The organism is Citrobacter sp. wls710 (assembly GCF_005281115.1).
GTDB lineage: Bacteria > Pseudomonadota > Gammaproteobacteria > Enterobacterales > Enterobacteriaceae > Citrobacter > Citrobacter werkmanii.
This window is the reverse complement of the sequence record NZ_SZXD01000026.1, coordinates 433710-448726: the sequence shown is the minus strand read 5'-3', so window position 1 is coordinate 448726 and position 15017 is coordinate 433710. Positions and strand designations below refer to the sequence as shown.

Sequence of the window (15017 nt, the reverse complement as noted above, 5' to 3'; positions counted from 1 at the left end):
TTACCGATAACTCCCCCACCCTGCATGCCATAAAAAACATTTGTGCTTACGAATTCTTCAGGGATTACTATGAACAGAAAATGCTTACTGTTGATACCATTATTTTTTAGCAGCGTCATTATTACCGCCTGCGATAATAAACCTGCAGTAAAAACCGCCATGGAACCCGAGGTCGGCGTTGTTACCTTAGCGCCTTCCTCAGTGAATATTAAAAGCGAGCTTCCTGGCCGCGCGGTTTCATTTGAGATCGCCGAAATCCGCCCTCAGGTTGGGGGGATCATCATCAAACGTAATTTTATTGAAGGTGACAAAGTCAGCAAAGGAGAGTCACTGTATCAAATTGATCCCGCCCCGTTGCAGGCCAGGCTGGATGCAGCCAGAGGCGCACTGGCAAAGGCACAGGCGACGGCCAATAATGTGCGACTGACATTAAATCGGCAGTCAGCATTAATAAAATCCAATTACGTCAGCCGTCAGGACTACGACACGACGCGCTCACAGCTTAATGAAGCAGAAGCCAATGTCGCCGTCGCCAAAGCGGATCTTGAGCAGGCCACCATCAACCTGCGTTATGCCAATGTCACCTCGCCGATTGAGGGCATCAGCGGTAAATCCTCCGTAACCGTGGGTGCTCTGGTCACCGCGAATCAGGGAAACGCGCTGGTTACCGTGCAAAGACTGGATCCTATTTATGTTGATTTAACGCAGTCAGTACAAGACTTCTTACGCCTGAAAGAAGAAAAAGCCAGTGGGAAAATTGCCCAGCAAAAGGGCAAAATTCCGGTTGAGCTGATGCTGGAAAATGGCAAGCCCTATCGCTATACCGGCACGCTTGAGTTTTCCGATCCTGCCGTCGATGAGACTACCGGCTCCGTGACCTTGCGCGCCGTGTTCCCCAATCCTGAGGGTGAAATTTTACCCGGTATGTACGTCACAGCATTGCTGGATGAGGGCAGCCAACAGAATGTTTTAATGGTCCCACAGCAAGGGATTACGCATAACGAGCAGGGAAAGGCCACTGCGTTAATCCTCGATCAAGAAAACGTGGTGCAACTACGCGAAATAAATGCGGTGAAGGCTGTAGGCAATCAATGGTTGGTGACTACGGGATTACATCCTGGCGATCGGGTCATTGTATCCGGATTACAAAGAATCCGTCCGGGAATTAAAGCCAAAATCCTCGCAGCAAAACCAAACACACCTGACACGGCAACTGAACAGTAATATTTCAGGTATTAAGGACACCTTCTTCATGGCTAACTTTTTTATTGAGCGCCCGGTTTTCGCCTGGGTGCTCGCCATTATCATGATGTTTACCGGCGGTATCGCGATAATGAACTTACCCATCGCGCAATATCCGCAAATTGCTCCCCCCACAATTACCATTAGCGCAGCCTACCCCGGTGCAGACGCCAAGACCGTTGAAGACTCGGTGACTCAGGTGATTGAACAGAATATGAACGGGCTTGATGGCCTGATGTATATGTCATCCACCAGCGATGCGGCCGGTAATGCGTCGATTATCCTGACCTTTAAAACGGGGACTTCACCTGATATAGCGCAGGTTCAGGTACAGAATAAACTGCAGCTGGCGATGCCTTCCTTGCCACAGGAAGTCCAGCAGCAAGGGATCAGCGTTGATAAATCCAGCAGCAATATCTTAATGGTCGCCGGTTTTATCTCTGATAATAACAGTTTGAGCCAATATGATATTGCTGACTATGTGGCGTCAAATATTAAAGATCCACTAAGCCGCACCCCCGGGGTCGGGAGCGTACAGTTATTCGGTTCGCAATACGCCATGCGTATCTGGCTGGATCCGCAAAAGCTCGACAAATATAACCTTACGCCGCAGGACGTTATTACCCAACTCAAAGTACAGAATAACCAGATATCGGGCGGACAGCTGGGAGGAATGCCGCAATCAGCCGACCAGCAGTTAAATGCGTCGATCATTGTTCAGACACGCCTGCAAACTACCGATGAATTCGGCAAGATCTTTCTTAAAGTTCAGCAGGACGGCTCCCAGGTTCTGCTGCGCGATGTCGCACGCATTGAACTGGGTGCGGAAAATTATGCCACGGTGGCACGTTACAACGGAAAACCCGCCGCAGGGATTGCAATTAAACTTGCCGCTGGCGCCAATGCCCTTGAAACATCCCAGGCCGTTAAACAAGAGCTGAACAGGTTATCAGCCTGGTTTCCGGCCAGCATGAAAACCGTTTATCCCTATGACACTACCCCCTTTATCGAGATTTCAATTCAGGGTGTTTTTCATACATTGATCGAGGCAATCATCCTGGTATTCCTCGTCATGTACCTGTTTTTGCAAAGTTTCCGCGCGACGCTTATCCCCACTATCGCGGTTCCGGTTGTTATCCTTGGAACCTTTGCGATACTCGACGTTGCCGGTTTTTCGATCAATACGCTCACGATGTTTGGCATGGTGCTGGCAATAGGATTGTTAGTTGATGATGCCATCGTGGTGGTTGAGAACGTAGAACGTATTATTGCCGAAGAGCACTTGTCACCAAAAGCGGCGACGCATAAAGCGATGGGTCAGCTCCAGAGAGCACTGGTCGGTATTGCCGTCGTCTTATCCGCCGTGTTTATGCCAATGGCATTTATGAGCGGGGCAACGGGTGAGATTTTCCGTCAGTTTTCCATCACCTTAATTTCCTCCATGCTGCTGTCGGTGTTCGTGGCGATGAGCCTGACGCCCGCACTCTGCGCCATGCTGTTAAAATCCCACGAGGGAGAAAAAGAAAACACCCATTTTCTGTTTACCCGTTTCAATCACTTCATGGAGAAATGCACCCATCACTACACGGACAGCACCCGTAGACTGTTACGTTGCACCGGCCGTTATATGGTGGTCTATTTAGTGATTGGTGCTGGCATGATGGTACTGTTTCTCCGTACTCCTACCTCCTTTTTGCCTGAAGAAGATCAGGGCGTATTCATGACCACGGCGCAATTACCTTCCGGTTCAACGATGGTAAATACCAGCAAAGTGCTTGGGGAAATAACGGATTACTATCTGACAAAAGAACAGAAAAATGTCGCGTCTGTTTTTACCGTTGGCGGATTTGGCTTCAGCGGACAGGGGCAAAATAACGGTCTGGCGTTTATCAGCCTGAAACCGTGGTCAGAACGTGTTGGCGAAGAAAACTCGGTTACCGCCATCATTCGCCGGGCAATGATGGCTTTAAGCACCATTAATAATGCCGTCGTTTATCCGTTCAATTTACCCGCAGTCGCGGAATTGGGTACCGCTTCAGGTTTTGATATGGAGTTGCTGGATAACGGCAATCTTGGGCATGAAAAAATGATGCAGGCCCGCAACCAGCTCCTGGCTTTGGCCAGCCAGTCACCCGATGAAGTTAACGGAGTGCGCCCAAATGGGCTGGAAGATACGCCGATGTTTCGTATCCACGTCAACGCGACAAAAGCAGAGGCGATGGGTGTGGCATTGGCGGATATCAATCAGACCATCTCTACAGCGTTTGGTAGCCGCTACGTCAATGATTTCCTTAACCAGGGACGCGTTAAAAAAGTGTATGTGCAGGCCGATACGCCGTTCCGTATGCTGCCGGACAATATCAATCACTGGTACGTACGTAACGCCTCCGGCGCGATGACGCCGCTTTCGGCCTGCTCATCAACCGAATGGACCTACGGCTCTCCCCGTCTTGAACGCTACAACGGACAGCCTGCAATGGAAATTCTCGGCCAACCGGTCGCAGGGAAAAGCAGCGGCGATGCGATGAAATTTATGGCATCACTGATTAATAAACTGCCCGCGGGCGTCGGTTATGCCTGGACGGGGCTGTCGTATCAGGAGGCGCTGTCTACCCACCAGGCGCCAATGCTGTACGGCATTTCTCTGATCGTCGTATTTCTGGCGCTGGCAGCACTGTATGAAAGCTGGTCAATACCGTTTTCCGTGATGCTGGTTGTACCAATCGGGGTGGTCGGGGCTTTGCTGGCGACCGATCTGCGTGGCCTGAGCAATGATGTTTACTTCCAGGTTGGCCTGCTCACCACCATGGGACTCTCAGCTAAAAACGCTATTCTGATCGTCGAGTTTGCCGTCGAGATTATGCAAAAAGAAGGAAAAACGCCGCTTGAAGCTGCGGTGGAAGCTGCGCAAATGCGTTTACGTCCTATTTTGATGACGTCATTGGCCTTCATTCTGGGGGTTATCCCACTGGCAATAAGTGACGGCGCAGGCTCTGGCGCGCAAAACGCCGTCGGTACGGGCGTTATCGGTGGGATGCTGGCCGCGACCGTGCTGGCGATCTACTTTGTTCCGGTCTTCTTTGTTCTTGTCGAAAACATGCTGGCGCGATTTAAAACCCGGCATTAATTCCCTGCCCTTGTAGATGCTTATCCCTGGGATCGGGTAATAAGATCCCAGGAATGGCGCTTCACTTATCAGACCTACGGTTGTTAGCAGACACAGCTATCCAGCGAGTTTCCTCGTGGATAGCAGGGTGAGTTATTTTATTGTGAGGGGAAATGCGGGTGTAGGGACAGAGGTTGTCAATTCTAACTAAAGCCAGGCTATCAAAACGGTTAATCAATCGTGTGCAGATTTACGGCCAATTCGCCCAATTTCGTATTCGGGTGCTGATGACACATGTTAATCATTTTCGGAACAGCGACAGTTTCCACCTCATGCAGCGGAACATAATCATCGCCTTTAAAATCAGAATTTTTATTAACAATCACAAAGGCAATTGCCGTCATGTATTGCCGACTCATATCAGCAAATTCTTTACAGGTCATATCTTGTGGCGCAGCTTCGGTTGCCTGAGTAGCAAACGCACAGCTCATCGGTGCCAAAACAGAGGTCATAATCACAACAGCTGAAACCATCATTTTAATATTCACGATACACTCCAGAGACAGGATTAGTTGTTATTGGCTAGTTTATCTGTTGATGCCAACTTCGTATTTCTACGCAGGCTGATAAAAGCCAAAGAACTGAAGATCATCTCGACTCCAATAAAAATCGAAGTAAACACGTAAGACTTATCGGGATCCATATTCAGCCATACGCCAGCAATAAGCAGATCTAAAATGCCGATAAAAATGTTCCAGACATAGCCCGGACTGCGGAACATTTGAACTCCGGAAGCCACACGAAAAATACCACCAAGAATAAACAAGCAGCAAAAAACCATAGCTAACGAATTCATGCCGATCACAGGGTTAACAAGGAAACAGTACCCCAGCAGTAACCATGCGATAGCAAAAAATGCATAGGTAAATTTGGCTTTCAACTGCTTCTTCCCAGCGCTAAACAGGCTATAGATAGAATAAAAACCGCATACCAGGAACATAAAACCTGTCGTATAGCTTAAATAAACGCCAGCAGCGATAGGATAGATTAAGCAGCAAATACCACATATCAACAACAGCACCGCCATAATTGTTGCGTGTCTTTTATAATGAGAAAGTGTTTTTTCATTAAACGTTCTCAGAGCTTGCTGATTAAAAATGAACATACATCCTCCGTTACATGTAAACGTAATGTAACCTACTAATAAAAGAGTTAATAATCACAAAATACATATCACTTACAATGAAATAATAAAGCTTCAGATAAGGATACGTATATAAGAATAAAGGAATGTCGCTATGCGTTTAATCCTACACATGTCAGACGTCTGACACCTGTAGGATTAAACGCTCATTATTTTATCCTGGCTCTGATTCCTCTCTTTAAACTTATTTAATATGATTATTGCGTTTGGTGAACAATACCAACTTTATTCAGGAGAACGTAATGAAAAAGATTATTCTTGCAGGTCTGCTTGCAACTATGATGGGCTCAGCTCCGGTAATGGCATCTGCCACTACTACTACTGCGGCACAAACAGCCACAGCAAATGTACAAAAAGAAGCAGCCGATATTATGCAGGTCGCCGTACAAGGCGCCAATGCGATGCGTGATATTCAACTTGCTCGTCTGGCTCTGTTTCACGGACAGCCTGACAGCGCAAAAAAATTAACCAATGACGCCGCTTCCCTGTTGGCAGGCGACAGCAGCGACTGGGCGAAATTTGTCAAAGCAGCGCCTAAGGCGAAGATGATTGACGATCAGTACGTAATTATTAACGCTACGATCGCATTATCAGAAGACTATATTGCGACGCCGGAAAAAGAATCTGCTATCAAAACCGCAAATGGCAAAATGGCCAAAGGTGACTGGAAAGGTGCAGTGGATACCTTGCAACTGGCAGGGATCAGCGTGCTTCAGACCCAATACCTGATGCCTTTGAATCAGACGCGTAAAGCCGTTGCCAGCGCCCAAAAACTGCTGTCCACGGGTAAATTTTATGAGGCTAACCTTGTGTTAAAAGGTGCTGAAGAAGGCATTGTTATTGATAGCGAAATGGTGGGTGCAGGCCAGTAATACTCTGCACTAACGAGTGATGAATCAAGACATTTCTCTCCTGATCGGACTGCTACGGCTACCCGATCAGGGGGGATTAATGGCTCATCAGACTGTCGATCTCAATTTCAATTTCCCGCATGACAGCAACAATTTTCTGTAATGCCTGTTGCCGTACAGCCAGCGGAAGATCGTCATGTCGCATAGACTCAAAAGGTTCGCACAGCGTCTGAAGCGCGGTGATACCCAGAATTTGCGCCGAACCATGCAACCGATGAAGCGCCCGTAAAAACAGCTGCGGCTCATCTTGCGCAACGGCTTTCTTAGCCGCTTGTAAATCATTCAGCGTTGCCTCACGGAATGTTTCGAGTATCTCGTTCATTAATGCGCGATCGCCACCGGTATTTTCAGTCAGTACATTGAATTTTAAATGCCGGATTGCACAAGGAGACGCATAGCCCGTGTCGATTTTGCTCAATTCATGCGTCAGCGTCTGGATTGAGACCGGCTTAAACAGACACAAATTCATACCGTTTTGCAGACATCGATCGCGTGACTGCGGGAGCGCACTGGCCGTCAGCCCCCATATTTGCAAGTGAGGTTGTTGACGACGTAGCGAAGCCGCGAGATCAAACCCGTCTTTCTTCGGCATATTCACATCGGTTATCAACAGGTCGTATGATTTTTTGGCCAGTTTAGCTTCGGCTTCCTCGCCATCACAGGCCTCATCCACGCTATAGCCAATGGTATTCAACTGGCGTTTAAGCAGCAGCCGGTTAGTAGGATTATCGTCTGCAATCAGAATCGACAGACACGGTAACGGCAACACAGCGCCAGGGGTATCTCCATCCGGTACTATCGATTGTCGGGCAGTTTCAACCGGAAGCGTAATTGTGAACGTGGTTCCCTGCGACAGAATACTCCTCAGCTCCAGCGTACCGCCCATTAGCGTTACCAGTTCTTTGCAGATAAATAACCCCAGGCCTGACCCCGTTTGTTGACGCCCGCAACGCCCCTGAGCATAACGATGGAACAGTCCAGCCTGCTCTTCTTCGCTAATGCCGCAACCGGTATCACTGATGACGATCGTCAGGGTGCCGTGATTATCTGTGTCCGGAGCCAGACGGGCCGTAACATGAATACTACCCTGCACCGTAAATTTCAGCGCATTGCCCACCAGATTGGTGAGAATTTGCCGCAAAGCCTGCTGATCGACAAATACCCGCTCGTTTACTGGCAACTGGCTGACGCAGGCAAGCGATATACCTTTCTGCCTGGCCAGAGCATCGAAAGAGTGGCACTGCAATTCAATAAGCTGCGAGAGATCGGTCCACTGGGGAACAACCTCATATTTTCCGGATTCAATCTTATCAACGTCCAGAATCTTACCAATCAGACCCAGCAATGATTGGGCCGTCGCCCCGGTCAAAGCAATGGCCTCTTTGCGTTGTGCCGGACTGAGCTCTGAGCTTGAGAGTAATTCCACAAAACCAACAATCGAGCTTACCGGGGTACGTAACTCATGACTCATGCTCGCAAGAAAACGGCTTTTGGCTTTTGTAGCGGCAATCGCTTTATTCTTTTCGCTCTCCAGCTCTTGAGATAAGACCTCTTTGAGATGCAACTGTTCTTCCAGTAACCGCTGCGATTGCTTTCTTTTACGGACTTCACGGGAGAGTGATATCCCCCAGATCAGGCTAATAGCAATAAGTACCAGCGCAAATACCACCAGTTGATAGAACTGTTTGCTATATCGGCTCCAGATATCAACCTGGGTATTGGAAATCTTCGACCACTTCTCCGTCATCTGTAAAATTTCACGCGGAGGTATGGCTTGCAGGGCCTTATCAATGACAGACTTCAGCATGGGCTCATGAGAAGAAATAGCAAAACTCACCGATGCACCTGGCATATCAGGAAGCCGGAAGAAGTGCATATTATTCTGGTAGTAATGATCGGTAATGAACTTTGCCGACAATTCAGTCGCAATTGCCGCATCAACGTCGCCCTCCTTGACCATAGCCATGGCAGCGCTACCGGTATCCGCATTCACCCATGTCACCTGCGGATAACGTTGTTTGAGGCCACGCTCCAGAATATGTCCGGCAGGCAGAGCAACGCGTATCGGTTTTTCCAGCAGCGAGTCGGCTGTTTCCTGGCGCGATGTGATAACCACGAATGCAACATTCATCAGCGGATCGCTAAATGCCGAATCGTCCTGGTTTTGGTTAGTCGGGGCGATCGTCGGATACATATCCCACTGCCCACCACTAATGAGTTTGGTCTGTTCACTTCTGGACGTGGCTAAAACAGGTTCAAAATCAAGACCCGTTTGCAGATGAATAATATTCAGCAAATCGCCAAGAATACCGCGTAACTCGCCGCTGCTATCTACCAGCGTATAGGGCGGATAATCCGGGTTGATCAAAATGCGGATGGTATGCTTATTCTTCAGCCATTCTTTTTCCTGACGACTGAAAGGAATAGGCGCATTCAGATAAGCAAGATTACCGCGATTTAACCAGTTCTGCATCACCTGCATATGGATTTCATTACTTATTGACGTAATAAAACCATCAAGGATATTTCTTAATAGCGGTTGATTTTCATTAACCACAAAATAATTATATTGTTCTTGCTTATCAAAATAATGCGTAATAACCAGGGATTGCGAGAAATACCGCGAGATGCAATGACTAGTGGTAATATTGTTACCAATATAATATTGGTTATCATCGTTCACTACCGACGCCATTGCCTGATACTCGTCGTCATAAAATGAGACTTTAGCATCAGGAAAAGCGTCCTGGATAACGTTAAGAAAAGGGCAATCCCGCACACATGCGACGCTGACCTTATGGTGCGTCGTCAGCGGTAGCATGGTGTTTTTTAATGACGTCACAAGCGTCGGCCACGTTGTGAGTAATGCTGAAGTGCGCAGTAAATCCCCGCCGACATCCTGCCGCCGGGAAAGCTGGGTTATCAACGTATCAACATCATTATTAGCGAGTGCGGCAAGCGCCTGCTGCTCGTTATCATATTGCTTTATAACAATTTTTACATTGAGACTTTTTTGCATTAGCGCAAGGTAGTCCGCGTTAACGCCCCGATAATTTTCCCCGCTGTTTTGATAGACAATAGGGGAGACTTCCGGTAACCAGGTGCCAACCACTAATGTTTTTTTATGCACCAACCAGTTGGTTTCTTCCTTGTTTAAACTGATATTTTGCACTGCAGTATTATAGTTACTTTTTAGCTCAACCTGACGCGCTGAACTCACACCCGTAGACAATCCGATGGTAAATATGACCATCAAAAAAATAAATAAGCGTTCCAGCATTACTCTACCCTATTTTATTTCTTTGCGCGTAATCATAAATTTCCATTAATGAGGAACAATCTAACTTTTCCATTAAACGACTTTTATAGGTACTCACCGTTTTATTACTGATATTCATTTTACTGGCAATAGTGCTGTAATCCATGCCATTAAGGATATAACGCAACACTCTCATTTCCTGTGTCGATAATGTATCAAGTTTATCCTGCTCGCTGACCGATGAGCCAGTAAAGTGCTCAAGGGAGAAGGGGAAATAACTATAACCATTTTTAGCGGCTTCGATAGCGGCAAGAATATTATTCATGCCTTCTTTTTTACTCACAAATCCGTTGGCACCGTATTCAGCACTGCGTTTACCATAAAAATATTCATTTTTTGCTGAAATGATAATGATCACGCCAGCATAGTGCCGCTTGCGTAATTGTTCCAGCACCTCGATGCCACTGATGCCAGGAATGTCCACATCGATAATTAGCAGCTCAGGTTTGTTTTTTTCAACCACCTGCACGACTTGCTCGCCACTGTCGAGCTCAGTGGTCACAGTGATACCATTAGTATCGAGTAAGTTGCGAATGGCAATGCGGGCCAAAGGGTGATCATCAACGATTATCGCGTTCATTGCGTATAAGAATCCCGATAAATAAAGAGAGGCGATGGCTATAGTGCAGGTGAGTCTTCGATATTATTAATTTATAAGCGCCAGACCCAGGACACAAATTCTAACATAGTCACGTGTATATTTTATGATTTTTTCATAATCAAGATGAATAAACCATAAAAATAACATTTAGATTTACAAGAATTAAACCTTGAGCCTTTCTGTAGATCAAATCATTAACACATAATAGAGAGAATATTCCTACACATGTAGGACTGGTCTTTCATTTATTATGCTTAATTCTTAATAAAAGGAGAGAAATAGAATTGCCGTGGTAACTGTACATCTGGCGGGAAATTCAGTTATTGCGAGTACTTAAACGCTAATACCCGTCAATCCCTGTGGCCCTGAAACAGCAGAGCCACAGGAGACAGACATTAATCAAGCCTGACTGGGTAATGCTCCAACCGCGCGCGAGTTTTTCACGGTCAGCGTAACGACGGCAGAACATAACAGTGCGGCAATCATAAAGATAAAGGCGCTGTTATAGCTTCCTGCACTGCTTTGGATCAGCCAACCGATGATAGGTGCGGAAACAACGCCCGCCATCTGACCGCCAAAGTTAACGATCCCCGACGCCCGTCCCATAATGTTGCTGGGGATGGTATCCATCAAAATTCCCCAGAACGTCGCCATAGCGAAGAACATGAACAGGGCTGAAATACACTGATAAACCACCGCCATATCTGCGCTGCTCACGCTGAAGGTCAGGTACAGGAAGCCTGCGGCAATGACAGAGGTTACGACGTACAACGTTTTACGCATCGGTTTGAATTTATCTGAACAGTATCCGCCTAACAAAGTCCCTCCTGCACCAAACAGGAACGGAATTGCCGCCATTACGCCGGTCTTGGCCAGAGAAAACTCACGTACAGTGATCAGGTAACTGGGTAACCAGGTTGAAAAACCCCAGAAGGTGATATCAAACAAAAACCAGATACTTGCCATTTGCCACAGCACCGGCATTTTGAGTACGTCTTTAAACGCGATAGCGCTGGTGTTTTGCAGACCACCCTGATCGTCAACGGCCAGTTCCGCCAGATCCTGCTGCGTAATGGCGGGGTGATCTTTCGGGTTGTCACGCGTAAATAAGTAGATACCTGCGGCGATAAACAGGCCAGGAATACCCAGCACGATAAAAACCATATGCCAACCAAAAGCCCCGATAATGCTTGCTGCAACCACGACCGCCAGCGCCGGGCCTAAGGTGTTCACCGTTGATTGAATCGCCGTCGCACGTCCGCGTTCTTTCGACGGGAAATAGGTCGAAATCATTTTCCATGAGGCCGACGGGAAGCACCCTTCGCCGATACCAAAGAAGAAGCGTACGGCCAGCATCAGCGGTAGCGTCAGCACAGCCCCGGTTAAGCTGGTAAAAACAGACCACCAGGCAATACCAATGGCCATAATTTTACGTGAGCCAAACTTATCCGCCAGTAAACCACCGGGAATTTGAAATGCCGCATAACCAATAAAAAAGGCGCTAATAATTAAACCTTGTTGGGTCGTATCCAGATTTAAATCTTTGCCGATATAAGGGAGCGAAACGCTCATGACCATTCTGTCGAGAAAAGAGAGGAGCCACGCCAGCCAGATCAATGTCAGGACGGTATATCTTGCTTTCCAGGTCTTCGGTTTACCTGAAGGTAAAGATGTTTGTAGGTTCATTGTGATGTCCTTAGGGTGTAGTGATCTACCGCGGCTATAAATAGTCGCGATAGATCAATGCGTGTTTAGCGTTATTTATTAATATTCTTTTCTTATAACCGTACCGCTACAGGCATAACTTTCCGTGCCATTAATTAAGGCAATGCGCCCATTAACCATGACAATTTCAATCCCTTGCGGATACTGATTAGGTTCAACAAATGTGCCCCTATCAGCGATAGTGTTCGGATCGAACATCACGATATCCGCCGCGTAACCCACCTTCAGCAGCCCACGATCCTGCAGGCCCAGCACCTCAGCAGGTTTACCCGTCATTTTGCGAATTGCCGCTTCCCAGCTCAGACATCCCTCTTCACGTACGTATTTACCGAGCACACGTGGGAATGCGCCGAACACGCGAGGGTGCGGTTTTCCGGCCCCCATTAAACCGTCGGTACAAACGTTTTGCTCAGGTCGACAGAGAAACTTAATCACATGCTCTTCAGTGCCGTAGAAGTCGACCATTCCAACGGCGTTTTCTTCTTCAAAAAGCAGGTCGAAGGTGGCGTTGTAGGGGTCTTTCCCGCGCAATTCCCCCAACTGGACGAGGTTCAGACCAACGGCATCCTGATTTTTGGCCGTTTTCACGCTGGTAACAAAAATCTGGTCCAGACCGGCAAAATCGATAAAGTTATCCCAGCCGGGAATACCCTGCTGAATATCCTCGATCATTTTGGCGCGCAGTTCAGGCGAGGCCAGGCGTTCCAGCAATTTGTCTGTTCCACCGGAGTGGACCCATGGCGGCAGGATCACCCCAAGCATCGTGCTACCCGCCACATACGGATACTGGTCGAAAGAGATGCGGATCCCCTCTTCCTGCGCCTGCTCCAGCATCCCCAGCATCTGGTCGATCAGCCCCCAGTTTTTCTTTCCGCAAACCTTCATATGTGAAATATGTAGCCAGACGCCAGTGGCTTTGGCGATATCAATCAGTTCCTGCGTTGAGTTGATAATATCGTCAGCTTCACTGCGCTGATGTACCACAAAGATCCCGTTATATTTCGCCGTGACCTTGCACAGTTCAATCATTTCGGCAGTATCACCAAAGGCGCAAGGCATATAGATAAGCCCGGTGGAAAGACCAAACGCTCCCGCTCTTAATTCCCGCTCAAGGACTTCGCACATCTTCGCCACATCTTCACGGGTGGAAGGCCGTCCATCCAGCCCCATCGCCTCCATGCGCACGTTGCCATGCGGAACTAAATAGGCAAGGTTTGTCGCCGGATGTCGTGATGCCAGCAGATTGAGATAACCGTCCGTATTCTTATATTTCCAGTCTATTTTGTCGGTATCGCCGTCAAGGCCGGCGATATTTTTACGCCACGCTGGAATATATTCTTCCGGCAACGGCGCTAACGCGACGCCATCCTGCCCCAGCAATTCAGTGGTAATTCCCTGACGAATTTTCGCCGACAGCGCGGGGTTAATAATCGCCGACAAGTCAGAGTGTGTATGGGTATCAATAAAACCAGGACAAATAATTTTTCCCGTCGCATCAATGACCTGTTCATTGACGCCAACGTCTATTTGACCGATTGCGACAATACGTCCTTCATCAACGACCACATCGGCAATTCTGCCTTCACTGCCCGTCCCATCGATCACATTTCCGTTTTTGAAAATGGTTTTCATCGTTATTCTCCATTGCGGCGGCGCTGCGCGGCACCGCCTGTAAGGTAAGAGGATTTTTATCGTTCTTTTTATTGGCGATAGAGTGTCTGGATGATGCTGTAATAGCCGCTGGCCGAACCGGTTAACTGATCGATCTCGATATACTCATCAATGGTGTGCGCCAGATTTTCACGCGAAGGTCCGAAGCCGATAGTTTTAATTCCCGCTTCGCCCGCATAGTGGCTACCGTTGGTGCAAAATGAGTATTGCGTGATGCTCGGATTAAACCCGGCCTCGCGGACGCCAGCCAGAGCGGCTTGCACGAATTCGTCCGACTCGTCATACACCCAACCCGGGAAGAAGCGCTCTCCCTCAATGGTGGCACCGGTATAACAAGACTCCTGGCCCACAGCGTAGGAGACACGGGCCTTAAACTGCGGATCCTGTGTGATGAATTCTGCCAGGACATTTTCCAGCGGGGCAATGACGCTTTCTTTGGTTTCGCCCACCAGCAAACGGCGATCGTAGGTTGCGCGGCAGTAATCCGGCACGACCGAGGCACCCGGGTACGGCGAAGATTTAATGTCGGTCAGTTCGAGAATGCCAGGCCCGAGTACCGGGTGCGTTGGCGGGGTAATGGTGCGAATTTTGTCGATCAATTGCGCCATTTTATACACCGCGTTAATCCCTGCCTGCGGGTTGGCGGAGTGCGCAGGTTTACCAAACGTTTCAACCACAATTTCAGCACGGCCACGCTGGCCAATTTTCAGGTTTAGCTCGGAAGCTTCACCGATGATTACGTAGTCTGGCTTATAGCGCTCGCTGACCAGGCGAGCGGCAATACCTTCAAAGCACTCTTCATGCACGATGCAGGCAACGTAGATTTTCCCGGCAAAATTGCGCTGATTGTCCTGACCGAAAAAACCCACGGCGGAGATCATTGCCGCCACGGCGCCTTTCATGTCGGTCGTACCGCGACCATAAATTTTGCCATCTTCGATATCACCGCCGTACGGGTTGCGGGTCCACTTCTCTTCGTTCACCGGCACGGTGTCAATATGTCCATCAAGGACCAGCGTTTTCCCTGGCTGATTACCCACGATACCGCCAACAATGTTGCCGTACTTATCAACGTGGATGTCATCGAACTGGTAATGCTGCATCATTGTTTTTATGGCATTAACCACGTCTCCTTCCTGACCGGAATAACTTTTTTGTTGGATTAACGCCTGACAGTTTTTAATCACTTCTTCAATACGGTTTGCAGATAACATGGGTTTCTCCGTTCTTATTCTCAA

10 protein-coding genes are annotated in these 15017 nt (G+C 48.1%); 3 read left to right on the top strand and 7 right to left on the bottom strand.

All coding sequences use genetic code 11. The features are described 5' to 3' along the window. Positions 1-69 precede the first annotated feature (69 nt). A complete protein-coding gene (locus FDX14_RS11185) occupies positions 70-1224 on the top strand; it encodes an efflux RND transporter periplasmic adaptor subunit (protein ID WP_137349525.1) in 1155 nt (384 codons plus the stop codon). A gap of 28 nt (positions 1225-1252) precedes the next feature. Then, complete coding sequence (locus tag FDX14_RS11180; protein ID WP_137349524.1) at positions 1253-4369, top strand: efflux RND transporter permease subunit; 3117 nt, start codon at positions 1253-1255, stop codon at positions 4367-4369. Between the two features lie 209 nt (positions 4370-4578). On the opposite strand, the gene FDX14_RS11175 is transcribed toward FDX14_RS11180, so the two are convergent. Together FDX14_RS11175 and FDX14_RS11170 are read right to left on the bottom strand one after the other, a co-directional pair. Continuing rightward, the gene (locus tag FDX14_RS11175) at positions 4579-4917 is read right to left on the bottom strand and encodes an HdeA/HdeB family chaperone (RefSeq protein WP_079226122.1); all 339 of its coding nucleotides are present in this window, start codon (positions 4915-4917) and stop codon (positions 4579-4581) included. Beyond that, complete coding sequence (locus tag FDX14_RS11170) at positions 4917-5513, bottom strand: DUF308 domain-containing protein (protein ID WP_137349523.1); 597 nt, start codon at positions 5511-5513, stop codon at positions 4917-4919. The genes FDX14_RS11175 and FDX14_RS11170 overlap by 1 nt, the downstream gene beginning before the upstream one ends. A 281-nt stretch (positions 5514-5794) precedes the next feature. Here FDX14_RS11170 and FDX14_RS11165 point away from each other — a divergent pair, with 281 nt between their 5' ends. After that, positions 5795-6424 carry a YfdX family protein gene (locus tag FDX14_RS11165; protein WP_061382295.1) on the top strand — a complete coding sequence of 210 codons (630 nt, stop codon included), beginning with the start codon at positions 5795-5797 and terminating at the stop codon, positions 6422-6424. A gap of 76 nt (positions 6425-6500) precedes the next feature. On the opposite strand, the gene FDX14_RS11160 is transcribed toward FDX14_RS11165, so the two are convergent. The 5 genes from FDX14_RS11160 to FDX14_RS11140 form a co-directional block, all read right to left on the bottom strand. Then, positions 6501-9743, bottom strand: coding sequence for a response regulator (locus tag FDX14_RS11160; RefSeq protein ID WP_137349522.1), 3243 nt, complete (start codon positions 9741-9743; stop codon positions 6501-6503). A gap of 4 nt (positions 9744-9747) precedes the next feature. Further along, a complete protein-coding gene (gene evgA / locus FDX14_RS11155) occupies positions 9748-10362 on the bottom strand; it encodes an acid-sensing system DNA-binding response regulator EvgA (RefSeq protein WP_042313232.1) in 615 nt (204 codons plus the stop codon). A 420-nt stretch (positions 10363-10782) separates the two neighbouring features. Further along, positions 10783-12069 carry an MFS transporter gene (locus FDX14_RS11150; RefSeq protein ID WP_042313230.1) on the bottom strand — a complete coding sequence of 429 codons (1287 nt, stop codon included), beginning with the start codon at positions 12067-12069 and terminating at the stop codon, positions 10783-10785. A 78-nt stretch (positions 12070-12147) separates the two neighbouring features. Continuing rightward, the gene (locus FDX14_RS11145) at positions 12148-13740 is read right to left on the bottom strand and encodes an N-acyl-D-amino-acid deacylase family protein (RefSeq protein WP_137349521.1); all 1593 of its coding nucleotides are present in this window, start codon (positions 13738-13740) and stop codon (positions 12148-12150) included. A 68-nt stretch (positions 13741-13808) separates the two neighbouring features. Next, positions 13809-14993: a YgeY family selenium metabolism-linked hydrolase gene (locus FDX14_RS11140; protein WP_137349520.1), complete on the bottom strand. Its 1185-nt coding sequence runs from the start codon at positions 14991-14993 to the stop codon at positions 13809-13811. Between the last annotated feature and the right edge of the window lie 24 nt (positions 14994-15017).

Bases quoted from the DNA above. Each gene is read 5' to 3' on its own strand.
- FDX14_RS11165 (WP_061382295.1), top strand. From the start codon at position 5,795: ATGAAAAAGATTATTCTTGCAGGTCTGCTTGCAACTATGATGGGCTCA.
- FDX14_RS11160 (WP_137349522.1), bottom strand. From the start codon at position 9,743: ATGCTGGAACGCTTATTTATTTTTTTGATGGTCATATTTACCATCGGA.
- FDX14_RS11145 (WP_137349521.1), bottom strand. From the start codon at position 13,740: ATGAAAACCATTTTCAAAAACGGAAATGTGATCGATGGGACGGGCAGT.
- evgA (WP_042313232.1), bottom strand. From the start codon at position 10,362: ATGAACGCGATAATCGTTGATGATCACCCTTTGGCCCGCATTGCCATT.
- FDX14_RS11140 (WP_137349520.1), bottom strand. From the start codon at position 14,993: ATGTTATCTGCAAACCGTATTGAAGAAGTGATTAAAAACTGTCAGGCG.
- FDX14_RS11170 (WP_137349523.1), bottom strand. From the start codon at position 5,513: ATGTTCATTTTTAATCAGCAAGCTCTGAGAACGTTTAATGAAAAAACA.
- FDX14_RS11150 (WP_042313230.1), bottom strand. From the start codon at position 12,069: ATGAACCTACAAACATCTTTACCTTCAGGTAAACCGAAGACCTGGAAA.
- FDX14_RS11185 (WP_137349525.1), top strand. From the start codon at position 70: ATGAACAGAAAATGCTTACTGTTGATACCATTATTTTTTAGCAGCGTC.
- FDX14_RS11180 (WP_137349524.1), top strand. From the start codon at position 1,253: ATGGCTAACTTTTTTATTGAGCGCCCGGTTTTCGCCTGGGTGCTCGCC.